At 41.5% G+C, this 25,450-nt stretch carries 26 protein-coding genes and 2 pseudogenes; 8 read left to right on the forward strand and 20 right to left on the reverse strand.

The annotated features are described in order from the left end of the window. Nucleotides 1-149: 149 nt before the first annotated feature. Both nudC and LP667_RS13415 read right to left on the reverse strand, forming a co-directional pair. Nucleotides 150-974 carry an NAD(+) diphosphatase gene (nudC, locus tag LP667_RS13410; protein WP_021729953.1) on the reverse strand — a complete coding sequence of 275 codons (825 nt, stop codon included), beginning with the start codon at nt 972-974 and terminating at the stop codon, nt 150-152. 138 nt (nt 975-1,112) lie between these two features. Next, nucleotides 1,113-2,123 (reverse strand): NAD-dependent epimerase/dehydratase family protein, encoded by a 1,011-nt coding sequence (locus LP667_RS13415; protein WP_021729952.1) that lies wholly within the window; start codon nt 2,121-2,123, stop codon nt 1,113-1,115. 98 nt (nt 2,124-2,221) lie between these two features. Here LP667_RS13415 and LP667_RS13420 point away from each other — a divergent pair, with 98 nt between their 5' ends. After that, entirely contained in the window at nt 2,222-2,860 is a 639-nt protein-coding gene (locus LP667_RS13420; RefSeq protein WP_021729951.1) for a TetR/AcrR family transcriptional regulator, read from the forward strand. 405 nt (nt 2,861-3,265) lie between these two features. Here the strand turns inward: LP667_RS13420 and LP667_RS17135 are convergent, their stop codons facing one another. The 3 genes from LP667_RS17135 to LP667_RS17145 are packed head-to-tail and all read right to left on the reverse strand — an operon-like array spanning nt 3,266 to nt 4,156. Beyond that, nucleotides 3,266-3,838 (reverse strand): substrate-binding domain-containing protein, encoded by a 573-nt coding sequence (locus LP667_RS17135; protein WP_225366514.1) that lies wholly within the window; start codon nt 3,836-3,838, stop codon nt 3,266-3,268. A 6-nt stretch (nt 3,839-3,844) separates the two neighbouring features. After that, nucleotides 3,845-4,051 carry a hypothetical protein gene (locus LP667_RS17140; protein ID WP_225366515.1) on the reverse strand — a complete coding sequence of 69 codons (207 nt, stop codon included), beginning with the start codon at nt 4,049-4,051 and terminating at the stop codon, nt 3,845-3,847. Then, nucleotides 4,052-4,156: a LysR family transcriptional regulator gene (locus LP667_RS17145; protein WP_225366516.1), complete on the reverse strand. Its 105-nt coding sequence runs from the start codon at nt 4,154-4,156 to the stop codon at nt 4,052-4,054. A gap of 170 nt (nt 4,157-4,326) precedes the next feature. Between LP667_RS17145 and LP667_RS13430 the strand changes: the two genes are divergently transcribed. The 3 genes from LP667_RS13430 (at nt 4,327) to LP667_RS13440 (ending at nt 10,434) form a co-directional block, all read left to right on the forward strand. Continuing rightward, nucleotides 4,327-5,790 carry a vinyl phenol reductase gene (locus LP667_RS13430; RefSeq protein ID WP_021729948.1) on the forward strand — a complete coding sequence of 488 codons (1,464 nt, stop codon included), beginning with the start codon at nt 4,327-4,329 and terminating at the stop codon, nt 5,788-5,790. Between the two features lie 468 nt (nt 5,791-6,258). After that, complete coding sequence (locus LP667_RS13435; RefSeq protein ID WP_021729947.1) at nt 6,259-9,750, forward strand: MucBP domain-containing protein; 3,492 nt, start codon at nt 6,259-6,261, stop codon at nt 9,748-9,750. Nucleotides 9,751-9,966: 216 nt separating this feature from the next. Further along, nucleotides 9,967-10,434: a Dps family protein gene (locus tag LP667_RS13440; protein WP_021729946.1), complete on the forward strand. Its 468-nt coding sequence runs from the start codon at nt 9,967-9,969 to the stop codon at nt 10,432-10,434. A gap of 127 nt (nt 10,435-10,561) precedes the next feature. On the opposite strand, the gene LP667_RS13445 is transcribed toward LP667_RS13440, so the two are convergent. The 3 genes from LP667_RS13445 to LP667_RS13455 all read right to left on the reverse strand — a co-directional run bounded on the left by LP667_RS13445 (nt 10,562) and on the right by LP667_RS13455 (nt 12,536). Further along, entirely contained in the window at nt 10,562-10,780 is a 219-nt protein-coding gene (locus LP667_RS13445) for a hypothetical protein (protein ID WP_021729945.1), read from the reverse strand. Nucleotides 10,781-11,117: 337 nt separating this feature from the next. Then, a complete protein-coding gene (locus LP667_RS13450; RefSeq protein WP_021729944.1) occupies nt 11,118-11,912 on the reverse strand; it encodes a hypothetical protein in 795 nt (264 codons plus the stop codon). A gap of 243 nt (nt 11,913-12,155) precedes the next feature. After that, nucleotides 12,156-12,536: a carboxymuconolactone decarboxylase family protein gene (locus LP667_RS13455; RefSeq protein WP_033609148.1), complete on the reverse strand. Its 381-nt coding sequence runs from the start codon at nt 12,534-12,536 to the stop codon at nt 12,156-12,158. A gap of 85 nt (nt 12,537-12,621) precedes the next feature. On the opposite strand from LP667_RS13455, the gene LP667_RS13460 reads away from it, so the two are divergent. Next, a complete protein-coding gene (locus LP667_RS13460; RefSeq protein WP_021729942.1) occupies nt 12,622-13,008 on the forward strand; it encodes a MerR family transcriptional regulator in 387 nt (128 codons plus the stop codon). 90 nt (nt 13,009-13,098) lie between these two features. Here LP667_RS13460 and LP667_RS13465 read toward each other — a convergent pair whose 3' ends face one another. From LP667_RS13465 to LP667_RS13475, 3 genes are read right to left on the reverse strand one after another with little or no spacing between them, the layout of a single operon-like run. Further along, a complete protein-coding gene (locus LP667_RS13465; RefSeq protein WP_021729941.1) occupies nt 13,099-13,932 on the reverse strand; it encodes a PRD domain-containing protein in 834 nt (277 codons plus the stop codon). An 18-nt stretch (nt 13,933-13,950) separates the two neighbouring features. Continuing rightward, complete coding sequence (locus tag LP667_RS13470; protein WP_021729940.1) at nt 13,951-15,402, reverse strand: glycoside hydrolase family 1 protein; 1,452 nt, start codon at nt 15,400-15,402, stop codon at nt 13,951-13,953. A gap of 3 nt (nt 15,403-15,405) precedes the next feature. Next, nucleotides 15,406-17,253: a PTS beta-glucoside transporter subunit IIBCA gene (locus LP667_RS13475; RefSeq protein ID WP_021729939.1), complete on the reverse strand. Its 1,848-nt coding sequence runs from the start codon at nt 17,251-17,253 to the stop codon at nt 15,406-15,408. Nucleotides 17,254-17,615: 362 nt separating this feature from the next. Here LP667_RS13475 and LP667_RS13480 point away from each other — a divergent pair, with 362 nt between their 5' ends. Further along, nucleotides 17,616-17,984, forward strand: a complete 369-nt coding sequence (locus LP667_RS13480; RefSeq protein WP_021729938.1) for a YxeA family protein — start codon at nt 17,616-17,618, stop codon at nt 17,982-17,984. A gap of 423 nt (nt 17,985-18,407) precedes the next feature. Next, nucleotides 18,408-19,679: a DUF805 domain-containing protein gene (locus LP667_RS13485; protein ID WP_021729937.1), complete on the forward strand. Its 1,272-nt coding sequence runs from the start codon at nt 18,408-18,410 to the stop codon at nt 19,677-19,679. 200 nt (nt 19,680-19,879) lie between these two features. Here LP667_RS13485 and LP667_RS13490 read toward each other — a convergent pair whose 3' ends face one another. Further along, nucleotides 19,880-20,194 carry a nucleoside triphosphate pyrophosphohydrolase family protein gene (locus tag LP667_RS13490; RefSeq protein WP_021729936.1) on the reverse strand — a complete coding sequence of 105 codons (315 nt, stop codon included), beginning with the start codon at nt 20,192-20,194 and terminating at the stop codon, nt 19,880-19,882. A gap of 10 nt (nt 20,195-20,204) precedes the next feature. After that, the gene (locus LP667_RS13495) at nt 20,205-20,510 is read right to left on the reverse strand and encodes a DUF3781 domain-containing protein (RefSeq protein WP_021729935.1); all 306 of its coding nucleotides are present in this window, start codon (nt 20,508-20,510) and stop codon (nt 20,205-20,207) included. 109 nt (nt 20,511-20,619) lie between these two features. Between LP667_RS13495 and LP667_RS17150 the strand changes: the two are divergent. Continuing rightward, nucleotides 20,620-20,709 (forward strand): annotated as a pseudogene (locus LP667_RS17150) (glutamine amidotransferase); the annotation flags it as partial. A gap of 139 nt (nt 20,710-20,848) precedes the next feature. Here LP667_RS17150 and LP667_RS17155 read toward each other — a convergent pair. The 7 genes and pseudogenes from LP667_RS17155 to LP667_RS13530 all read right to left on the reverse strand — a co-directional run bounded on the left by LP667_RS17155 (nt 20,849) and on the right by LP667_RS13530 (nt 25,440). Beyond that, complete coding sequence (locus tag LP667_RS17155) at nt 20,849-20,989, reverse strand: hypothetical protein (protein ID WP_021730765.1); 141 nt, start codon at nt 20,987-20,989, stop codon at nt 20,849-20,851. A 54-nt stretch (nt 20,990-21,043) separates the two neighbouring features. Continuing rightward, the gene (locus tag LP667_RS17160; RefSeq protein WP_021730764.1) at nt 21,044-21,244 is read right to left on the reverse strand and encodes a hypothetical protein; all 201 of its coding nucleotides are present in this window, start codon (nt 21,242-21,244) and stop codon (nt 21,044-21,046) included. Between the two features lie 68 nt (nt 21,245-21,312). Continuing rightward, nucleotides 21,313-22,587, reverse strand: coding sequence for a hypothetical protein (locus LP667_RS13510; RefSeq protein ID WP_021730763.1), 1,275 nt, complete (start codon nt 22,585-22,587; stop codon nt 21,313-21,315). A gap of 5 nt (nt 22,588-22,592) precedes the next feature. After that, nucleotides 22,593-23,306: an ABC transporter ATP-binding protein gene (locus LP667_RS13515; RefSeq protein WP_056988349.1), complete on the reverse strand. Its 714-nt coding sequence runs from the start codon at nt 23,304-23,306 to the stop codon at nt 22,593-22,595. Then, nucleotides 23,281-23,856 carry a helix-turn-helix domain-containing protein gene (locus tag LP667_RS13520; RefSeq protein WP_021730761.1) on the reverse strand — a complete coding sequence of 192 codons (576 nt, stop codon included), beginning with the start codon at nt 23,854-23,856 and terminating at the stop codon, nt 23,281-23,283. Before LP667_RS13520 ends, LP667_RS13515 begins: the two co-directional genes overlap by 26 nt. Nucleotides 23,857-24,388: 532 nt before the next feature. Continuing rightward, a pseudogene (locus LP667_RS17320) lies at nt 24,389-24,545 on the reverse strand (winged helix-turn-helix transcriptional regulator); the annotation flags it as partial. A 523-nt stretch (nt 24,546-25,068) separates the two neighbouring features. After that, nucleotides 25,069-25,440 carry a nuclear transport factor 2 family protein gene (locus tag LP667_RS13530; RefSeq protein WP_021730760.1) on the reverse strand — a complete coding sequence of 124 codons (372 nt, stop codon included), beginning with the start codon at nt 25,438-25,440 and terminating at the stop codon, nt 25,069-25,071. Between the last annotated feature and the right edge of the window lie 10 nt (nt 25,441-25,450).

Here is a 25,450-nt window from a genome sequence, read left to right on the forward strand (position 1 = left end):
GGTAGCAGCCACTCGTAGCAAGCGACGCTTTAAACTTCAGTATTAGACCAAACTAGCGCGGCAAGAATGAAAGCTCACATTCTTGCCGCACTAGTTTAATCAATCATTTAAAGCTTGATTCCAACTTTCGACATATTCCAAAACCAAAACTATTTTTCCTGATGATGCCGAAACGCTTCAATCATCGTCCATGTCAAGCTCGTATTCGTATCATTATGCGGAATCTGATCGCGCTGGAACCATTGCGCCTTAGCTAGTTCATCCGTTTCGAGCTCAATAGCCACGTTCTCGTTAAGATCCGCGAAGTACCCCGCCAATAATGAATGCGATGGTGCCCACGGTTGACTACCAAAATACCGAATATTATGAACCTCAAGCCCCACCTCCTCGAAGACTTCCCGCCGAACGGTATCTTCAAAGGTCTCACCAATTTCAGTATAGCCCGAGATCAATGAGAAATGATTATAGCCAGACAAAAACTTGGTCATCAAGATTTTATCACCATTGGTCACCCCGACAATAATTGCCGGCATAATCGTTGGATAGATGGTCTGTCCACATGCCGCACAAACAAGTGAACGTTCAGTCGCCCCCGGATGGAGTGGCTGACCACAATGCCCACAAAATCGTTTCGTATCGTACCACCAAGCCAAATGGGCCGCCGTCGCACTACTGAATGCTAACCAGGCCGGTGTTAGATTACGAAAATCGCGAGTTGTGCCAACCGTATACTGATCCTTAGCCTCGGCCTCAACATCGACCCAGAAAAAGGCTGCTTGGTCTACTGCCAGCAAGTATTGATACTGGTCGGCAGTAAATGCCCAATCTGCGGTGACCGCTTCGTACTTAGGCAAGGTCCCATTGATAAGTAGGACCTGTTGTTGACGCCCAATAAGCACATAGTCGCCAGGACGCGGAGACCGTTGTTGATCATTTTGATTTTTTAAAACGTGTGGTTGAATATCTTGAAACATGTTGGGCCCACTTTCCTGTATAAATTCGTTAAATTAAGAACAATGCTTTCATTATACCGGAAAGCCGCTACTAGGATAATAATTTTATCTCAGCAATAACGCGGCGTACTTTATTAATTAGCACACTCCATAGCCTACTTATACCGATTGATCTAATCCGAAATCAATCAAGGAATGGGCTGTATCAATCACAGTTTCTTCAGGCCGATGCTGTATCCAGCCCAAATCATGTTCAGCCGCTCTAGTAGTATGTCGCGATTGCCGATTAAGCATGGGGACTAATGACCGCATACTTGGTACAAATCGGGCCACTACTTTAGTACCCCAGTTAGGCAACAGTCGAATCTTAATCTTTTTTTCAGGAAATTCATTTTGATAACAACGGGCAACGTCAGCCATCGACATCGTTTGTGAGGCCGCTAAGTAACGCTGATCAATTGCCACATCACTTTCAAATGCTAGCCGGTGTAGATGAGCTAAATCGCGAACATCTGAAATTTCAAGTGGCACATGTGGAATCATTGGTAGGCCATGCAATAATTGGCCTAAGATGCGATCCGAACTAACTGCCCGTGACGACAAAATTGGTCCAAAGATAGCTCCTGGCAAGATGGTGGTTAATGCCAACTGATTAGCCCGTGCATATTGCCATGCGGCCCGCTCAGACTCAACTTTTGAAATGCGATATGGGTCTAAATCTGGATTGTGAATATCTGTCCAGAAACTTTCATCTAATACCGCCGTGCTGCCATGTTCGGGTGTCGACGCGGCCTGCGAGCTTGTCATCACGATTCGTTTCACTCCAGCCTTTTTAGCGGCACGTAATACGGTTAACGCACCGTTTTTAGCAACGCTAACAAGTTCATCAACGGTTTGCGTGCCGTTGCCCATTGGTGAAGCCACGTGGATAACCCCTTGGGCACCACGCATGTTTTCGACCCAACCAGCAGACTGGGTCAAGTCCGCTTCAAAAAAGCTAAGATTAGCCAATTCTTGCGGTGTCACTACTTTTTCAAAAGTCTCAGTTAACTGACTAATTTTACTAGTCGACCGAATACTAGTAGCCACTTGATAACCGGCTTTCAAGAACTCAACAATTACCCAACCTGCAACAAATCCTGTACCGCCCGTAACAATTACTTTTTTCATTGCTATTAATCTCCTAATATTTTTATTTAGACAAATAATACTTTAATCTGTCTAAATAATCAAATATTTGTTATAATTATTTTATGGAGGTATCGACAATGGATCCTAAAAAAGAACTCATCATCAAATTCAACCACATTATTTTAATTCAAGGCTTTACCCGTTTTTCAATGGTCGACCTAGCCAAAATGGCTAATATCAGTCGTGCCAAACTGTACATTTATTTTAAAAATAAAGACGAAATCGTTGCAGCCGTTGTGGAACGTCACTTACGTTTCACCCAAAAGTACCCCGTACCTAGCCAAGCACAAGCTGATAATTTGCTGCCAACAATGCTCAATGCCTGGCTACTGATGGGATCGACCACAACCTTATTCGAACAAGAATTACAACAAACCTATCCCCAACTAGCGCGTCGACTCAACCAAGCCATCACTAAGTACTTTGCCGACGTCCAGCAATACTATCAACAGGCTCAAACGGCTAACCTAATCATCGACACTGTCTCCACAGAATACTTAATGTTCCAAAACAAACTAAATATTCGGGGCATCTTGCAACAAGTTCAATTAGGTGAATTAACACTAGAACAAGGTGAACACTACCTCAAAGAAAGTAGTACCTTTCAATTACAGGCCATGTTCGTTGCGCCAGTTCCACAACCTACACCAGAAGTGTTGGCACTTGAAAAAACGATTATTAATGAATATTACGATACTTATTCACTGACCAACTAACATTGATTAGCCTAATTATTATTGTTGCGCGCCTATAACTAATTGAAATGTCAGTGGCTAGTATTGTCTACGTTATACTTGTACTCAGCATACCGGCGCCATCGTGCATGCACCTTATGATTTTTTACAAGCTCTTTCACCTGCACAACTACAATTAACAAAATAATTTAATTTGCTGACAATCAGTTATCATATCCATCATCAGTAATGATCCAGTGGCAGCCATAAACATACTAAGATTGGGACAAAACTAATTGTGCTCGGCTTTTTGAGAAAAGACCCAAGAAGCCGAGCACAATTTTTCTGTCAATATTGTCGAAACGTGCGCCAAAATTCATCTGTAGTTGGTCATCAAGTCCCAACCAAGCGCATTCCTGCCTGATAACGCACTATTCATTAAACCGATCAAGATGTCATCATTTGGATTAATTGCCGTAATAACAGTGATGACTTAGTTTCATTAAACAATGCCACAATATCATAGCCTTGCTGCACCCCATCCGCAATCGGTAAATAAGCAACCTGCGTATCACTTTCAGGGGACACTAATCCCGCCGGATAAAATGCGAAAGCTTGGTTAAGCGCGACCAACAAGTGCATCTGTTCAGCACTAGCAACCCGTCGGATCTGGTTATAATTGTGAATAAACGGTGTACTTGCTAAAAAGCTCTCCAACAAGAACGTTGAACTTTCTGGACTATAGTATAGGATTGGCAATGTCGTTAACGCTGATGGTGGTAATTCTGCCAACTCACTCAATGGATTTAACCGACTCACCCCGATGACCATCTGATTATGATAAATTGGTACGGCTTTTAACTTAGTTGCAGCCGTAATCGCAGGGCGACCATAACTAATTGATAAAGCCAAATCCAACGCACCATCCGCCACTTGTTGTGTCAAATGTTCATTACTACCTTGGCGAATGATGAGTTGCAATGCCGAATATTTCTTTTTTAATGCGTATAACGCATTCAATAATAGTTATTGCTCAAAGGCCGAGAAATACCCCACCCGTAAAACCTGATTCGTTGGGGTCGCAAATTGATGTAACTCGGTCAAGGCCGTCGTATAATTATTCACAATATCCTGAGCTGAAGCCCAAAACAACCGACCTTGCGGGGTCAACTGAATTTTGTTATGGCCACGTTCAAATAATGTCACTTGTAATTCATTTTCTAATTGTGTCATTTATTTTGACACCGTGCGCTGTGAGCGATACTCATGGGCCGCAACCTGTTGAAAGCTTCCATACTGCACCACTTTTAAAAACGTCTGTAACCGATCAAGATCCATCTCTTCAACTCCATCCGCACGATTGGTTCGCCTGCCGAACCAAATTGTCTGTTTGCTAACCACCAAGCGCTCGTTATGATGAGGGTGTGATAGCGGTTACTTCATTATAATAATGGTGAATTCAACCGTCAAATGCTCAATAGATAACAAATTAGTCTGGAGGAATTGATATGACGCTAACAGAACATACTTCATATGATATTGTCGTTGTCGGTACGGGTGCGGCCGGAACTGCGGCAGCGCTCGAAGCCGCCCAACACGGTGCGACCGTTCTACTACTCGAAAAGGGCCGACATACTGGCGGTAGTAGTAATTATACTGAAGGTTTATTTGCCGTTGATTCATACTTACAGCAAGCTCAAAATATCCACGTCTCAGCGACCGACGTCTTAAAAGAAGAGGTTGACTATTCCAAATATCGCGCTGATTCACGAATTTGGCGACAATATTTAGATGACAGCGCCAATACGGTCCAATGGCTCAAGGACCAGGGAGTAGAATACGAAGGCGTGCAAGCAATGGGTGCTGGTGAAGCCACTTGGCATATTTATAAAGGAATGGGCCAAGCCGTTTTACACGATGCCCTGCAACCTAAAGCACAATCGCTTGGCGTTGAGATGCTCACCTCAACCACGGTCACGGCACTTCATCAAGCCGATGACGGTACAATTACCGGTGTAACGATTCAAGACGCCGGCACTAAGGAGACACAAGCAATTGCAACCAGTGCCGTTATCTTAGCAACTGGTGGTTATTTAAACAATCCAGAAATGATGGCATCACTAACCCACTACGACACTCGCCGACTAATTCCCGTCAGTTCTGGAAAAGGTACCGGTGATGGCTTACAACTAGCTTGGGACGCTGGTGCCCAAAAATATGGGACTGGCATGGCAATGTTATTTGGCGGCTACTTAAAAGATCCCGCTGAGCCTTCCTTCAAATACATGGCATCACAAATGGAAACTGCCGCAGGTCAACAACCGCTACTGTGGCTCAATGAACATGGTGAACGGTTTGTCGACGAAGCGGTCGTCTATAATTTTTCTTATGCCGGCAACGCCCTCTATACTCAAAACCAGGTTTTCAGTATTCTTGACCAAGGGGTAATTGATAGAATGGCGCAAGATGGTAATTTCATGGGCTTAGGTGTCTATGTACGTCGTGGCGAAAAAATGACGAAGCTTCAGTCTGAAATTGATGCAGCCGTCACGGCTAAGAAACCTTTCATTTTCAAAGCCGATACGATTGACGAATTAGCCGCCAAAATGCACCTTCCCGTTGACCAAGTCACAAAATCCGTTCAAACTTACAATCAATATTGTGATAATGGTCAAGATGCTGACTTTGGTAAGAATCCCGACTACCTCGTCAAAGTTGCGACCGGACCATATTATGGCTTTGAGCTGAATGTCGGCGCCTTCTGTACCATGGGTGGCTTAAAAGTCACCACCGCTAATGAGGTGTTAGATACAACTGGTAACACCATTCAAGGCCTTTACGCAGCAGGTAATGATGCGGCCGGCTTAACTGGTGATACTTACGGCCCCAACATGCCTGGGACTTGCGTCGGCTACGCCTTTTATTCTGGTCGTAATTCTGGCCGACACGCGGCGAGCTACGCTAACCACTAGCTAAATATAATGACAAAGCAAAACGACTTTTCTGATAGTACTGATCAGAAAAGTCGTTTTGCTTTATTAACCTAACAGGCCCACCTCTTCACAGCCACTCAAACCAATTACAATCTAGTTTTCTCTTCACTGTTCAATCTTATTGCAACAAGGCGCATCACAATCATCACTTTTTAGTCAAGTTTACCAACTAGCCAGCCTCACCCGCTATGTTTAAAAACCAATCATTTTAGTATGACGACTTAATGTTTCTTAACGACCACCGATGCTGACGCAATCAAGGTCACCTGAAAGCGCCTACAGAAAGCTGCTTTCAGCGTCAATTTTCAAACGCCACCAGTCAAGTTGGGCCACACTAGCAAAAAAACTTCAGTTAAAGCCAACTAGACCAGTTCAAATAATGGTGCTACACTTTAACTAATTTAGTACGTTTATTACTGAATCAATCATAAAAGGAGTATGATTATTTTGAATAAGCAGAAAATCATTACTAATAATCCGCCAAAGTGGCACTTAATCACTGGAATTGCCGCCACGATTCTGGCCGGCGTTATCTTAACCAATCAGCAAGCTTTCGCCGCATCCGAACCATCAACACTAACGATGCCAACCACTAATCAATTGACCACCACTAGTCCACTTTCTGGGCAGCAAGTTGTCTTAGCAACATCGGCCAATAGTCAGCCTACCACAAGTTTGGTTGCTAGCGATGCCCAAGCGACAAGTGCCAGTTCCGACAACCACACTAGTGTGGTTACGGCCGACCAATCAAATCGTCCTACTAGTACGGCTAGCTCAGCCAACAGCACCACTTCAGTCACTACAACAACTGCCAGCAATGCACCGTCTAACGCAACCACTGCAACTGTAGCTGCTGGCAGTAACGCTGGCACAGCCAGTGCTACGACTCACACTAGTGACGGTCCAACTAATATTAGCCCTGACTTGCCTACCACTATCGCAAGTACAGGTCAGAATAGCGATGGTTCAACGGCAAGTCCGTCAACAACGCTAGCCAGTCCTGCCAGCATATCAACTACTAGTTCAACGGTCCCGGCAGCCTCTAGTTCCACTGCCACGGCACCAATTAACGCCACAATATCAACCAGTGTGGCCCCCGCTAGCGGTGCAACGTCCGTCGCTGGTGCCAGTAATGCCGCAATCTCAAGCAGTGCTGCGGCCGACCAACCAGCTAACACCACTAGTATAAGTACAGAACTGGTTAGTGCTGGTAGCGGAACAACGCACCCGGCAACTACCAACACGGCACCCAGTTCGTCAGTACCAGTGACTAGTGCCGTCAATTCTGCCACTAGTTCAGCGATGTCAGCAACCACTAATTTTATCACTAGCGCGGTCAACAGTATTGCCGCCAGCACCGTATCTGAAGTTGCCAGTGCCGCTAGTGCCGAGAGTGCTGCGACAAGTAGTACCAGTGCAACCGCACCAGCTAGCACCGGGACACCAACTACTTTTCAGATTACTAGTGCCGTCAACAGTATCGCTGCCAGCACCTATTCCGAATATGCAGCAGCAGCTAGCGCTGAAGCGGCTTCGGCCGGCACCGTAGCCGAAACACCGGCAACTAGTGTTGGTACCATTATTCCAACAACAGCACCCAGCGAATCAATTGATACTTGGATGCCAAACAAACATCTGCAAACAGCTGTCTTACGCGAATTACAAGCTTTAAAACTCCCCGACCATCAGTTTAATTCCGTCAATGATATTACCAAAGATGATATGCAATTATTAACAAAATTCTATGGCAACGATACTTACATCGATGGTCAAACTGCTTACTCGTTGGAAGGCTTACAATACGCCACTAACTTGACAACGATCTGGCTCAATAATGGTCTCAACGCACTTGGCGGTTACTATAACGGTGATGTTACTGATATTTCACCATTAGCAGGACTGACCAAACTAACCGTTTTAAATATTCAACATAACCGGGTCAGCGACCTATCGCCAATTGCACATCTAACTAATCTAGAAGAGCTAGATGTCGCGTACAACCATATCGCTGATTTATCAATCTTTAAAGACCTGCCAAATCTCAAAACCACGACTTATGTTGGTCAAACTATTTTGGAACCACTGGTCTACGTCGATCAAAATACGGCCAGCGCCACCCTAAAAAATTATTTTTACTTGCCTAATGGTCAACAAGCCACATTTAAATCCCAAGCAGCCATTCTGAAGCCTATCCAACTTACCCCTGACGGTCAGTTTTACTATCGATTCTACTTCAATGGTGCGGGTAAAGCCGTCAATGGCGACTTGAGCAACGTGGTACCTGATGGGCAAGGTGGTTTGACTTTTAATCAATTAGTCCCTCAAATCCCCGGCTTTACGGGTGACGCAAATGGTCAGTTTTCAGTTGGCGGTATTAATGTCAATGTCATGCCAAACGAACGTAATTTCTACTTGGTCGCTCAAGGATTAGACGGGACCGCACCCGTGTTTCACGTCTTTCAGCCATATGTGCTAGCAGCTAAAGCAGCTCCAGTCACCGTCCAACATCTTGACCGCACCGGCGTTGCCTTACGCGAACCGGAGGAATTGACCGGCCTCGTTGGTGAAGATTATCAGAGCACGCCCGCTGATATTCCAAACTACACCCATGTTGATACTCAGGGTGCCCCACAAGGAACTTTCAGCGCAGAGCCTCAAACGGTTGCCTATGTTTACGAAAAGACAGCTGGAGCCCCCGTTACCGTTAGCTATCAAGATGAGCAAGGCCAGACATTGAAACCAGACACGACCTGCAACGGGTTTACAGGTGATGCCTACACCACTGACCCCCTAACAATTGATGGTTATGATCTCGTTAAAACGCCAACCAACGCTACGGGGACTTTCACGAGCGAACCTCAGCACGTTATTTATGTTTATACTAAACAGATTCCACAACCGGTTACGGCTAGTTATCAAGATGAAACTGGACAGACGTTGAAGCCCGACATCACCCATACTGGTGAAATCGGGACAGCTTATCAGACTGAAGCTTTAGTGATTCCCGGTTACGACTTGGTAAAGACTACCGGTGATGCTACGGGGACCTTTACTAAGGAACCTCAACATGTCGTCTACGTTTATACTAAACAAATCCCACAACCGGTTACGGCTAGTTATCAAGATGCAGCTGGACAGACGTTGAAACCCGACATCACCCATACTGGTGAAATCGGGGCAACTTATCAGACTGAAGCTTTAGTGATTCCCGGTTACGACTTGGTAAAGACTACCGGTGATGCTACGGGGACCTTTACTAAGGAACCTCAACATGTCGTCTATGTTTACGCTAAACAGTCAGTACTCCCAGTCACCGTTAGTTATCAAGATGCGGACGGTAAGCCAATCCACGCTGACGTTATTCTAGCTGGCGATTTTGGTCAAAACTATCAAACTGAGCAGCTGGCGATTCCCGGTTACGTTTTCAGTAAGGTCACGGGGCCAATCAGTGGGACTTTTGGCGCAACGGCACAACATGTGATTTACGCCTACACACCTGAACCCAGTGTTCCAGGGACTCCCGCGCCTAAACCGGAACCAGAACCACAGCCAGTACCGGAGCCAATACCACAACCCGGACTAACACCAGTACCAAAACCGCAGCCGAGCCCAGTGCCGGTACCGACTCCTGGTTCAACGTCAAATTCTAGTTCGGCACCACAAGCGAAAACGCCGTTACCACCAGATATCGCTGGTTTACCTGATACTAAGCCGGCTTCGGTTCCAGCAACAACAGCGTCTGAGCCAATCGTTCCAGCAACCGCATCAGCGCAACCGAATGCCAAAACACCCGCCCAGACAAACTCAACGACAGCTGGTCAACTACCACAAACCAACGAACAGTCTGAACACGATGCAACGATCTGGGGCCTACTTGCCGCCTTATTCGCAGGACTAGGCTGGTTGGGACTAGCTGCTAAGTTTAAGAAACACGAATAAACGATATTATTACTGACAAATTACTAAACGACCACTTCAATGGAGTGGCCGTTTTGTTTATGCTTATTACAATTACTGGAAAGTACCAACCCGACGAAAGAATAGTATCCGCTACTTCGCTTTTCTGAATTACAGCTAGCAAGTTTACAATGTATAACGTTTCAGATTAATCAGTATCTAAGCTATAATAAAAGTATTGAAAGGAGATCAATTACTATGAAATATACGAAAACCAAAGAAGTATTAAATCAACTTGTTGCTGATTTGAGTCAAATGTCGATGATTATCCACCAAACGCATTGGTACATGCGCGGGCCTAACTTTTTAAAGTTACATCCATTAATGGACGAATTTATGGCAGAAATCGACAGTCAACTTGACGTTATTTCTGAGCGCCTGATTGCGCTCGACGGTAGCCCCTACTCGACTTTAAAAGAAATGACTGAAAACACTAAGATTCAAGATTGGCCCGGCGAATGGGACAAGACAACGCCGGAACGCCTCGCACATTTAGTTGATGGCTATCGTTACTTGGAAAATCTTTATCAACATGGCATTGAAGTGTCTGATGTTGAGAAAGATTTTAGTACCCAAGATATTTTCATTGGTCTCAAAACTGCGATTGAAAAGAAGATTTGGATGATTCAGGCCGAGCTTGGGGCAGCACCGGAGATTGATAAATAATACCACCGTAAATTCAAAGAGCTTTCTAAGTTTTGACGAAGCAATGTAAAACACCAAGAGTACACCGTAACTATACGGTATACTCTTGGTGTTTTACTACTAAGCTAATCTTTAATTTCAGAAAGTATCAATTGATTAGTCCAAATCCAGCAACAATTCCAGCAACAATAAAAATCAGCCCAAATACAAAACCACTCCACAAAGCCAGCGCTGAAAAGGGAGACGTTTCAGAATTTCCATGTAGTTTTAATTGTCGAAAATATCGGCGTACAGCAATAATTTGAAGCCCACCTAAACCAGTAAATAGCAAGCCAAACACAATTCGTAAAACAATACCCGTCCTCAACGTTATTGCCCCCTTACATTAGCTAGATAACTCCCACTATCACAATTTAAATCAGTAGGTGCTCTAAATCGAAACTTCAAACAAAGCACAACTAAAATAGTACTTATTAGATTATTATAATAACAACTTATTTAGTTCATAAAATAATAGCACTTCAAAATAAACTACTTTACTTTAAATATTAAACCTGGCACATTGAAATTATTACTAACGAACTTCTTCAAAAACAATCATCACATCTAGTTATAAAAAACTGTCAGCACTTATTTTGGCGCAACTTGCTGCCATTCTTACGGACGATAGTCACAACAATCCTAATATTTTAAGATAGTTGCTGTTAATTAGCTTCCGAATAAATTAATGCTAATGAATCACCCGCAGTTTGGTTAGTCGCAAACGCGGCATACGCTGGTGCCATTTGGAATACTTTACCACCATCATTTGACAATGCTATTGAAAATCGATTAACTACCGTATTAGTCATATCTTCGATTGATTCCCCAGTCTGCCAATTTTTTGTAATTTTACGTTCATGGGGCGCAAATAAAACACTCAAATAAACTAATTTAATATGTTCACCCTTGCCGTCATAAGCATTATAATGATAATTTCCATGCATGTTGATGACTAGGCTCTTATCAGGATGGACCATAACTTTGTCAAAATAAAAAATTTGTTGCTTTTGTGGCCCAGTAGTTAGTAACTTCCCAGACGAAAAATCAAGTGAGTAGGTTTGTGTTTCGCTTCCATATTCACCTGAATAAATTGAATATCTTTGATAATTATTAACTACCACCGTTTTTTGTGTATCTTCAGTTGATCTGTGCTCACTAGTAACCGTTTGATTAGTGGAGCTCGTATTTGAATCTTGTCTACTAGTATTTTCCACTGCAGTCGATTGGGAAGACTGGCTCGATCTATCCAATAATGACGTTGCTCGTTTTCCATACCCAATCACTCCGAACAACATGAGAGCTAAGATGATAATCAAAGTAAACAGAATATGACGTTGTCGTTGTGTCCGAGCCTCAAGGTAATCAGCTCGCCAGTTAGGATCATTTCGACGCTGACGATAAAAAGAATAAGTATGTGTTGTACGTGTACGCTGACTAATATATTTTTTCTGTCCCATTATTTAGATTCTCCATTTAATACCCATTTACTTCTATACTAACAATCCAGTTTGCAAATCACCACAGCATGTCGCCACAATCTAGTTACCGCTATTAATAGATGTTGATGATTACATTTTGCGCCATCAACACAAAAACAAGTCATAAATTATCAACAAAAATAATTTATAACTTGTTACTATAGCAGTCATTATTATAAATCGTTAAAAATTCCGATATCAGCTTTTGCAATAGCTACGAATTTACTTTTGACTATCTGCAAAAACTTCTTTAACCACCGTTAACGCGTTCAGCACCTTCGGAAAACCCACGTATGGAATACAATGAATACAAGCTTCCACAATTTCCTTTTGACTAAGTCCAACATTGAGACAACCATTGAGATGCACCCGTAATTGGTCAGCTGTATCGCCCTGCGTTAGTAAGCTAGTAATGGTAATTAACTCCCGTTGTTGCAACGATAGTCCGGAACGCATATAAATATCATTAAACGCAAATTCCAGAATCATCTTGGCCACATCTGGTGCAATTGTATGCAGACTCGCCATTACACTGTCAGCCGCTTCAGCATCCACTCGTTGTAACATCGCTTTACCATCAATTAATCGTTGATTATGTTCCATCATGATCAGCTCCTTCATTTGATTAATCTTAGGTTACAACCTCGGGTACACCCGACATCAAGCTTTATTTTAGGAGGCTTTTACAATGATGCAAATTGGTGAATTTTCACGGAAAACTGACTTAACAATCGACACGCTACGCTACTACGAAGAAGTCGGCCTGATACGCCCAACGCGAACTACTGGCAATCGTCGGCAATATTGTACTGCCGATATAGACTGGGTTAATTTCTTAAAACGTCTAAAAAAGACTGGAATATCAATTCAGCACATGCAACGATATGCACAATTACGCTATGCCGGTAATCAAACGATTCCCGAACGTTTAACTTTACTGCAGGAACAAGAAACACAATTAAATATTATCATGGCAGAAACACAAGGCAACTTGGATTTTCTGCATCGAAAGATGATACTATATCGTGAAATACAAGCAAAATCGTCATCCACTCCTAATCCGCCCAAAAACTAGTTTTTATACAAATATACGCCATCATGATAATAGCTCATAATGGCGTATACTTTTCACTTGTAATTACCTGTCAAGTATATAATAGTGCAGTTATGGTAACACACGTTGAATCTGCATCGCCATCAACATCACTTCTTCATCCGGTAGGGGTGTCTGAAACTTCATATTCAAGTATGCAGCCACCTTTCCAGCAATTGCAAAAGCACGCGGATTTTGACTTCTGACTATGGCTACCATTGCCGGATCTGTATCCTTCAACAACTCTCCTGCAATAGCCCGTTCAACTAAAAATTTCACATGTACCACACATCGCTGATAATTTAAATCATGTTCATTAACTACTCCACCGGCCTGATACTTGATAATATTAATGATCCGTCCAATCAATTGGCCAGCCTTTAATGCATCCTTCCGCTCATCGGTTCCATTTTCTGCATTAATGATGTGTGCAGCAATATTTGCCGCCTCTTGCTCCGAAAATTCAGTTTTAAATGCCCGGTTAACTAATCTAACTGCTAACTGACCAATTTCAAATTCATGGGTATAGTATGTTTTAATTTCCCAATAAACTCGGTTGGTAATGACGATCCCTTTCGCAGCACGTTCAAGGGCAAATTTCAAATGATCCAGCAAAGCAACATATAACGTATCACTTAACTTGCTCCGCAACTGCTCGGTCGCCTCGCTAACGATTGTTTGCGTAATTTCAATCAATTGGGGCGATGATGATGCAATCGTTGCTAGTAATTGTTCTACGTTTGGGTCTGATGATGCTACGAAAACCTGATTAAAATCGCCTTTCATAATCACAGCACCCGGCCTCTTTCCATAACCAATCCCCTTACCTAGCAAGATAAATTCCTGATTATGTTCATCGGTAACCAAGACAACGCTAGAGTTTAACACCTTCTTAATCCGTAGCATTTAATCACCACACCTTCACTAATCTAGATCAATTCCATTTGTCTTGATTACTTTCTGATACCAAGCAAAAGAGTCTTTCCGGTAGCGCTTGAGCGAGCCATTACCTAAATCATCTTCATCCACATAAATAAAGCCATAGCGCTTAGACATCTGTGAGGTTGAAGCACTTACTAAATCAATTGGTGCCCAGCTAGTGTATCCCAACAAATCGACACCCGCGTCCACTGCCTTAATCATTTCTTTGAAATGTGTGCGGAAATATTTAATACGATAATCATCATGGATCTGATGGTCCGCAGTGAGCTCGTCCTTAGCACCCATTCCGTTTTCAACGATCATTAATGGCTTGTGATAGCGATCATATAACTGTAATAATGAAATCCTCAATCCAACTGGATCAACCGTCCATCCCCACTCCGTAACCGGTAGATGTGGATTCTTACCGCCAACAATCGTATTACCGGTCGTCAAGGTCAAGTTATTCTCATCATACGACGAAACCAATGACATGTAATAACTAAAGGTTACAAAATCAACCGTATTTTTTTTCAAAATATCTAAGTCCGCTGAAGTCATATCAATGTGGATTTTCTGTTTCTTGAAGTAATTCAATACTAAGGCCGGATATTCACCAAACACTTGTACATCTGCCGGGAAATAATTCATCGTGTTCTCATTGAATGATGCCAGTACATCCCGCGGATCCGACGAATTTGGATAATCTGTTAATTTTGTCAACATACATCCTACCTGACTACCAGGAATAATCTCGTGACAAGCCTTCGTTACCATAGCAGAAGCCACGAATTGATGATGAAATGCTTGATACTCTACCTGCAACAAATTATCAGTCTGATCAGGAATAATGCCAGCTGAAGTAAACGGATGACGCGTAACACTATCAATCTCATTGAAAGTCAGCCAATACTTCACATCATCCTTGTAAGCCACGAAACAAGTTTTACAGAACCGAACAAATAAATCAATGACTTTGCGATCTTCCCAGCCATTATATTTAGTTGCCAATGCTAGCGGCATTTCATAATGTGATAGTGTCACAATTGGTTCAATCCCTAACTTATGCATCTTATTAAACATTGCCTTATAGTAGTCTAAACCAGCTTGGTTAGGTTCAGATTCCTCACCTGTCGGAAATATTCGTGTCCACGCAATTGACAAACGCAATGTTTTAAATCCCATTTCATGAAACAATTCCAAATCTTCTGGGTAGCGGTGATAAAAATCAATGCCACGTCGTTTAGGGTAATACTTAGTATCTGTATCCTGAATAGCTTGTTCAATGCCAGACATCGTAACGCCAACCTGTTTGCGGTAATCTTTAACATCGACATTAGGCTTATATGTCGCAACATCTGCAACTGATAACCCCTTACCATCAGTATCCCATGCACCCTCTACTTGATTAGCAGCTATCGCGCCGCCCCATAAAAAATCTTTTCGTAATCCCATTAGCTAAACTCCTAACTTTGCAATATTCATAACAGATCGACTATCAAATGTCTCATTTTTTTCGTCCACAGCAACGGCATAACTGTCTTGGTTAGTCACAACCATCATCGTAATAGGGTTATATCCCGCTGCTTTAATCTTAGCTATATCAAAAGTTTCAAGTAACTCACCAGCCTGGACATGTTGACCAACTTGCACGAGGGATTCAAAATACTTACCATTTAATTGAACAGTGTCCAAACCAATATGGAACAACAGCTCTGCGCCATTATCCGTACGCATACCTAATGCGTGTTTGGTCTCATAAACCATCTCAATGGTACCATCTGTGGGTGCAATTAACTTTCCATCACTTGGTTCAACGGCAATTCCTTGACCAATTAATCCTTGTGAAAAGACATCATCAGGAACATCAGATAATGGTAACACCTTGCCAGCAACTGGTGACATTAAGTCCTCAGCAACTACTGCTGTCGCTTTTTCGTCAGTATTGCTTGCAGAACTAGTTTCTTCGTTATTTTTCCAGATAATCAGACTAACGACAAACGAAACAACGAATGAAATTCCAAACCCAATCAAGGCATGAATTAAATTAGATGGATCACTTTTGTCTACAAACATTGGTAGGCTTGCCAATCCGGGACCAACAATCGTAAAACCAGATAAACCAGCAATTCCAACGTAGGCACCTCCAATTACACCACCCGTAATAACACTGATTAGTGCCCGTTTATGTTGTAAGGTAACTCCGTATAACGCAGGTTCAGTAATACCAAATAGTGCTGAAATTCCCGCTGAAAGTGCAACTGCTCGTAATTTGGTATCCTTCGTGCGAAGTGCAATTGCAAAACAAGTCCCACTTTCTGAAATATTGTGTGCCAATGACGCAGGCAAATATAACGACTCTTTACCCACTGTGCTAAACGTTGACACAACATATGGAATCATTGGCTTGTGCATTCCTGTTGCAACCATAAATGGTAGCACACCGGCTAGCAATGCTGTTGCTACCCAACCCAGGTGCGTATTTAAAAATAAAATAACACTAACAAAACCTTCACCAACAACATAACCTAATGGTCCGAGAAACAGTAACGTAATTGGTGCCGTGATCAACATTGACATCATAGGTACAAAGAAGATTCGGATTGGTTTAGGCGAATACTTTGTAAAGAAGCGTTCCATTAATGCATAAAACAAAACACATAAGATTGCGGGAAATACTTGTGAACTATAGGTAACATTAGTAACATGTAATCCAAACAAAGTCGTTCCCTTGGTTAACATTGCTACTAGGTCTGGTAAAATTAACACACCGACCGTTGACACTGCCACCAGCGGATTCACTTTGAGTTTTTGAGCTGTTGTGATTGCCACTAAAATTGGCAATAAGTATAACGGTGCCCCACCAACTAAGTTTAGGACTTGGTAAGTTTGACTCTTATCACTAATCCAGCCAAACATGGCCAACAACATTAATACCGCTTTTAAAATACCACCGCCGGCAATTGCTGGTACTAACGGTTGAAAAACCCCAATAATAAAATCAAGAACAATTTTTCCCCATGATTGCTTAGGTCCCGTAGCAGCACCTTGTTGCGTATTATTGCCCAATAAAATCTGAACCGCATCAAACATCTCAACAACGTCATTACCAATAATCACCTGACATTGACCACCAGCAATTACAGCTCCCAGAACACCATCAATTGTTTTCAATTTTTCCAAATCTACCTTAGCAAAATCATTCAAGGTAAACCGTAACCTAGTCGAACAATGAATCAAAGAATTAATATTTGGGGCTCCACCGACATTTAAAATAATTGCTTGCGCACTATCATTAAAATCCATTTTAATCACTCCTAACGACAAAAAACAGGACCTAAAAAGTTATTCGGACCAAGCCCGTTACTTTTTTAGATCCTGCCTGCATTACCAGTTACATGTCTAATTTATTTATATTTACAAGTAACAATGTAAGCCTTTACATAGCAAAAGTCAAATGTTTTTTCGAAAAATATTACAGCGCTTACAATATAGCCTTATTTTTTCAACATTCAGGTCATCCGAATAATTGACACAATTGAACCCTTCATTAATTTTTTATTTAATTGCTTGTTTTTCGTTTAGCATCGCATAAACTGCTGGCCACCGTTTTTCCATACCGTTATGATTAGCATCAGATTTCAACTAATCACTTGGAGGGATTATTAATGAAAACAGCGGGTATCTGGGGACTGATTATCACAATTATCGTGTTAATTCCAGTTGGCCTTGGTTTCAACTGGTACCACTCAAACTATGGAACCACAGCTTACTACACTCAAATCACAACTAAAGGTGAGCGTAAAACCGGAAAAGATGATTCCGGCAAGGCTTATGTCTACTACCACTACTCACAGCCTGGATACAGTGATAATGGTGCTAAGAAAGATCTTTCTTTTGATAGCGTTCTGCCACGCTCACTAAAGATGGGGGCCTATCTCAAAGTCGGCTATAATGACAAACGCCAACAAGTGATCAACTGGGAAAAAGTTAATCACAAAGACGTCCCGAAAGCGGCCCTCAATAAAATCAATTAATTGTTAAGCCCCAGCAAACTTTAATTTGCTGGGGCTTTATCGTGTTCCGATTATAGTCCAATCACAGATTGCACCGCTAACGGGTCACTTTAATACAGTCAATTTGTATAATACTAATTATCTAGAAATAAGCTATTGATGCCTTAAAATGACATCTGACACCTCATCATTTAGCTACATCAAAGTTGAAAAACAGCTTATAAAGTCTTATTTCAGTTTGAATTTTTCAATAAAACAAGACAATAATTATTTATGTACATTAATGAACAAAATGTGAATTTAATATTAATATTTTGTTAATATTCCCAACTAGTTATGTTATGCTTATTTTCGGCTGTCATAACAACTTACTCGGCCATATAATAAAATTCTACTTATATTCATAATATTTCGCCTAGTATAAGTATTCCAGGAGGAACATCGATGTCCGAAACAAAGTATTGTATTAACTGCGGAAAAGAAATTCCCGTTGACGCGACTTTTTGCCCTTTTTGTGGTGCTACGCAAGGCAAAGCCACTTCCGCTAAAGCTCAGAGTACCAGTGCTCCGGAACAGAACAATGAACCCAATCAGCCGGAACATGTCAATATGTGGATCGCGCTCAAACTAGGCATGCGCCAGACCTTTACTTGGTCACAACGAATCACACGACCCCAGTATTGGTGGCTTTACTTAGATTTAGTGTTAATTACCCTAATTTTAACGATTGTATTTGGCTTTAAAGTATACAGTTACCCAGCATTTATTCTTGATCCATTCCACGTCAATGCTTTACAAACCGTATTATTATTAGTTTACTCGGCACTCATGTCTTGGATCTCAGTGATGCAATTCACAGCTAGCGCCCGGCGTCTCCATGATTCTAATCGCTCAGCGCACTATTTATGGTTCTCGCTGATCCCGCTTGTCGGACCAATTTTAATCATTGTGTTCCTTTGCCAACGCTCTAAAGCTGCTGGTGAACGCTTTGACCGTTCGACCAGCCAACCAAAACACTGGACGCACAAATGGTGGACTTGGTGCCTCCTAGTCTTATTTACATTGGCATACGCTGCACTTGTTAACGTGACAGCTCGTGAAAACGCCATTGATTCTGCTTTGACGACAACTTCCAAGTCAGCTACAACTAGCTCTGATGATAGTTATAGCGATAGTGACAGTGAAGAAGCCAGCGATAGTGATAGCGAAGACTCTGAATCTGACTCTGATTCAGATTCAGACAGTATTACCATTGGTGATGATGACATTGATATTGCCGACCAACAAGCTTATACGGCCTCATTTACTGACAGTAGCTGGGCCGGCTCCACTTTTAAAATCGATAAAGTTACGGTCTACAAAACAGATGGTACTTATACGAGCGGCAGTGGTAGCGACAAACAAGACTTTAACGGAATCGTAAAAGTTCACATGAGCATCCATGCTGGCCGCGACATTTCAGCGTACCCAACCCAAGCTAAACTCAGCACTAACGATGGGCAACAAGTCGATGCTGATGCCGACAGTGATGATTTTGATGGTGATTTAAACAGCGGTACCGATTCTGATGGCAATCTGTATTTCATTTTGCCAAAGCTATCCAGTGTCAAAAACATTACCAGTGTCCGTCTAAAATGGGATGCTAGTTACGATACTGATGACTATGACGATGATAATGACTTTAAAACATTTGACGCTACGCTTAATTTGAACTAGCTTCGAATTAATATCATTTTTATAAGCTATTCCATCCGCAAAAATTAATCACAGGTCGTAACTAAAGCAACGTCAATAAGATTAACATCTAAATTCACCCCCTATCAGACTAGTAAAAATCTAGTTGATCGAGGGTGAATTTATTATTTCTGAAATGTTTAGTACCACTGGAATTACGCTCAATCAACAACTGACATCAATTAACGTCTGAATTGCGCCGCTTTACGCTGTAAAAATCGTGTCACCGCGTCATTAAAGTCAATCCCATTTTCAGTAGCCAAAACACTCAACCACCACACGGATTCACCTATCTTTTCAGTTAACAATTGATGATTTGCATTATCTGGCCAACTACCGGTCTGGGCCATTACCTGACGACCTACTAACGACGCATCTGTCAGAAAGGCCAATGCATCCTGCTCAGTTGTCCAAGAATGCCCATCTTGCTTAATTTCTAACTGATGGTATTGCTCACGAATTTCTGCTGACCGCTGTGCTACTTCTTTAATTTCCAAATCACTGACCTCAATTCATCTTTTCAGTACTTTTAAACTGGTTAGAACCATTGACTTCTCCGTACTTGCTAGCCGTAATTAAGCGATAATTGCCAGCATTCACCGTCAATTCCACCTTCGCTTCGCAACTTCGGATATAATAATTTTTCCCACATCTTTTGACTTCATCCGGCTGTACCAGGATACGATTGACTAGCTCTTTGATTTCAGCTTCACTCAAATTAATAGCTAATTTTTTATTAACACGTTGAAAAACCCGTGGTGTATAACAAATATATGCTCTAATTGAATCAAGTACTACGGATTTTTGGCTCATCTGCCGACCTCCAATATTTAAACATGTGCTCGCTTTTGAGAACATATGTTCGTATAATTAAGGATAACACATTCGATGTCGAAAATATAGCCTTAATCTGTAGGTCACTATGAAGACTGCACTATTTCTAATGCTGGATCAATACGCGGATTGGGAAGGTTCTTACCTGGCTAGCCAAGTAAACCAAAATCCTGACTGGTAAGTTGTCACCCTTACATGTCATTTTACTAATCAACGCGTACTCGTCATCGCTTAAAAAATAGCGGTATCGCTCGGTCCAACGACCTTACGACACCGCTATTATATTCTCCACCAGCTATTGTCAATGTTACGACCATTCATTCAACTTCTTCATATCGCCCTTTAGTGTGCCCCCAAGTGACGGATAGCAGAAATTCAATCGCTTCTCCCAGTTCAACAAAAGGCAATCCATAAACAAATGGCAAGAAATACCAAAAAGCTTCATTAAAGCTAACCATGTTAAACGTTGTTAACAGTAACAGAGTAAAGCACCCTATTAAAAGTAGTAACACCTATACCTTTCGCTTGGCCATCGTCTTAACTGCCAAGGATATTCCGAGTAAGCTTAATAAAACGCCACAAGCCATGTAACCAATCAATTGATTATCATCCAACTTAAAACCAGTATGAACTCCCGTTGAAAAATAGAGTGCCGCTAAATAAGCTATTAAATTAATCCCTGCTATCAACTGAACTCGCCCATATATTTTCATATCAATCCGCTCCCCCTAAAATATCAATACCTAAACCAAACTAAAATACCATTTTATCATTCATAATATTAAACTACCGACCTATTCCTCACTCCGGCAAAAACTGCTTGCCATGCAATTAGCGTTAATAACAACCATGTCATCACAGAGACACCCACTGGTAACCAAATTACTGTCATCATGCTGACCTGTATCCCAACTTGTGTATGCCAAGCAAGGATTGTTAGCACACTGTATAAGGCCATATTAGTAATCAACATCGTTATTAAGAGTGGCATTACTTGGAAACAACTTTCCCAGCTACGCTCGCGTAACAACATGTTAAAACTAAATCCCAATCGCGTTAGCTGTTTAATATCCCGCTGTTGTTGTCGCCCATTTAACATGGCTACAGAAATCACATTAGCAATAACCAATAGTCCCGGTGCTCCGACATAAATAATAAATGAGACAATAACATTTTTGATATCCTGGCCACCAGTTCCACCAAATCCATAAAGTAACATAATGAGTCCATAGATTAATGACTGTAAGACTAATATCGGCACGTTAACACTAGCATTCCCCGTTGAGCGACAACTTGCCACTTTCAGAAGACCAGTTGGTGTCAACTTCATAATCTGTTTAGCACCCCAAGTCATTATTGGGCGCCCCATCTGAATTTGAACCAAAATCAGCCAGAATAGTAGTACTAGGAAAACATTACCATTGTAATCTTCGACCTCATTCATTAGCGCCTGATAATTCGCTATAATCAAACCTACTAACGATATAGCGAATAAAAGGCTCGTCAGGATCCGTCGATGATGGTCCCACAACAACCGTCGCGTATTAATAAAGCCAGATACTACCGCAAGTCCTGTTACGATCAAACTAGTACCTAGTCCCACCTCACCAGATATTCTGAAAGTCACGTTAGGTAGCCAAATATGCCCTATATAAACCTGAAGCAATCCATATAATGGTTTAATGCTCACCACCGCCAAACCGTAGCCAAGCCAACTACTAAAAAAGGCCGTTATCCCTACTTGTACTGCAATTAAAAGTGCCAATTGATGCTGATTAGCTCCCAAAACACCCCATAAACGGTACTCAACTGCTAATTCTTGCAAAATCATTCGAATGATTGTACCTAAAACAAACAGTAACGTTAGCCCACCAAAAACCATCGGCATAATGAAAAGTGGCAATGGATTAATCTGTACATCAAACACCATCTGGTGCAACGCAGCAATTCCTGACAAGCAGAATCCAATCAGCCAGCTTGCAACAATAAAAATAAAGCTTCCCGTCAGCCACGACTTCCAAGAAACTTGAAACTGGCGAGCCCCCAATCTCAACATAATTATTACCCCCTCAAATGATCCATTTGCGTAAACAATTGCTCAACTGATGGTTGCTTCACTTCATTAACAATACAACCGTCACTCAAGATTAGTGCCCGATCCGTTTGGGCCGCCTGTTCAATATCATGAGTCACCATAATGACACAGACACCTTGCTGAGATAGTGCCCTTAATTGGCCAAAAATCACCTGACGCGATAGCGAGTCCAATGCGCCAGTGGGTTCATCTGCAAAAATAATGCGGGCATGCATCATCAGTGCTCGAGCAACAGCAACCTTTTGTTGTTCTCCCCCCGACAATTGACTAGGGACCTGATTCAAATCAGCCTTAAAATTCAATTTTTGGAGTAATTCTGTAATTGCTACTTTACTAGCTCGCTGGTGATTCAAACGCAATGGTAAAACCACATTATCATAAACATTTAATGCTGGTAATAAATTATACGATTGAAAAATCGTACTAATCGAGGTACGCCGTAATTGGGCCAATTTACGTGCCGACAACTTCTGGATGCACTGCCCATCAATATAAACTTCACCAGTTGATGGTTTAACCAGCCCTGACAAACAATTCAACAATGTCGTTTTTCCTGAACCAGAGGGACCAATAATACTGAGGAACTCCCCAGCCTCAGCCGCAATTGTTGTTTCATGCAAAATCTCTACAGACTGATTGGCAAGTTGAATTTGCTTACTGATTTTCTTTGCGATAATCATCATTAGCCCCCCTTGGCACAACCTCATACACAATTGAATTCATATTATACCGATAATAGGCCCTTAAAATACGGCCCATATAACATGTAATCTTCCAAACAATCGGAATAACAACTATCGTAATTCCTAACATGCCACAGCTAATCAATAATCTGCTGACATTAAAACGATGAATACCAACAATAAACTGCCAAATAATTACGAATGGTGCGACCAGACCAGCTCCCAACATTCCCCACAATGTTAGTAGGACTGTTAATAACACAATTGCAATTAGCCAGAAAAATATAAAATTCACAAAAAGACTGCCCACAAAAGCAAAAAAGTTAAACCGGCGCATAATCACTTGATCTTCCCCAAAGAAATAGGCTGTTGGTACGTCAAACAGTTCACTCAGATCCTGAACTGCTTTTACTGGTAACATATGCTTTCCGCTCTCCCACCTAGCAACGGTTTGCTGTGTGACAAATAATTTTTCTGCAACTTGGTTTTGAGTTAACTTCAATTCTAGTCGTTTGGTTTTAATTCGTTGCCCAATTGAATCTTCCATTAGTTCTACCCCCTCTAACTACTTTTATTTACTCACTTTATGAGTTAAATGGCTAACAATTTATTTGATAGGTGTCTCAAAGTACTGATACAATGGTTCTTCTGAACAATAAAAAAACACCAATTCTAATTGAATCAGTGCTTACATTAAAGAATTTCATTGAAATAAATCGTAAGATATTAATCATCTACTTAGCAGGCAAACTTCATCCAATATGGATTGAACGGTTATCTCGCTAGTCAACAAGTCAATTTTAACCAATTCTTGATAGCTATTTTTTTGTCAACGGCATATTGGCAGTTTCTGTGCAATAAAAGTTATACACTGTGGATAATCAAATCTACTCCAGCTCCCTCATTTTCACGATTTATCCTCAGATAATGGTTGCTTTACTCACAACCAAGGTGCTTTATTAACAGCTATTTTCATCAATTTTATCTAATTAACCGCAAACCTGATAACTTATCCACAGACTACGCACCATCGTATCAGGGGGTTAAAAATGATTGCAGCACGCTGAAAAAATAGGCAACTATGCTTGTTTGTCACCATTTTCATGTTGCTGGTAGTCCACCGCAAAGTCCTCCAACGCTTGCAAAACGGGTAAAAATTTTTTCTCCCAGTGCCGTTAGTGAATATTCAACCTTTGGCGGTACCTGTGGATAAACTTTTCGATTCACTAGCCCATATTCCTGTCGTTGGCACCCCCAGTTACTGGTACTTCAAAACAATAAAGAATTCCAATTCTAGTCGAATCAGAGCCTATAGCAATGAGGCTTACTTGAAGTAACTAACAAAATATTAGTTATTTACTAACTAGCTGATTCACATTTGGCATATACTAGCTCAATTGCCATCTATTGATTATTTAATTCTATTTCCACATACTTCTAGAGTACAAATTCAAAGTAGTTTATGTCCAATTATTAATGATTTGATTGTCTAAGAATACCAACGATTGTCTACAAGAAAATCTGTAATGAAAAACGCTTTTAGACGATTGAGGAAGGTATATGAAATACTAAACTTAATATTTCCGAGTCCAGCGAACACACCACTAACGGTTTGATCAATACATTTTTAACTAACCGTTAGTAAATAAACAGGACGAACAACCTAAACCCGGTTGCTCGTCCTGTTTATTTATATTTAGAAGTTATTGTTGGCACAGACCCACCCGAAATTATCGCTTTTTCCAGTTAAGCCTTAACGCTAGTAAGTACTAGCAACTTGGTCAGTAATCATCCACTTACCGGCTTGCTTTTTATAATACATCCGCATTTGCAACGGCCAAGTATTAATGCCGCCACCCCAAATCTTGGCTTGGACCCGGTTTTGACCGATTAGGCTTGCTTTGTCACCGTTGATTTGAATGGCTTTGATAGCTTCTTCTTTGGAAGCAAGGTACTGCATCTCTTCATTCTGAATCTGATCGATCCATTCGAATTTAGGCTGCACGTAGCCAGTCATATGGGTCAGATGCATATCATCGGTCAAAATCTCATTTAGTTTATTGAGATCCTTATTGATCATTGCTTCATTTTCATCACGATATAATTGTACGATTGCTTCTTCATCTGTCATAACTTCCACG

The organism is Lactiplantibacillus paraplantarum, from assembly GCF_003641145.1.
Classification (GTDB): domain Bacteria; phylum Bacillota; class Bacilli; order Lactobacillales; family Lactobacillaceae; genus Lactiplantibacillus; species Lactiplantibacillus paraplantarum.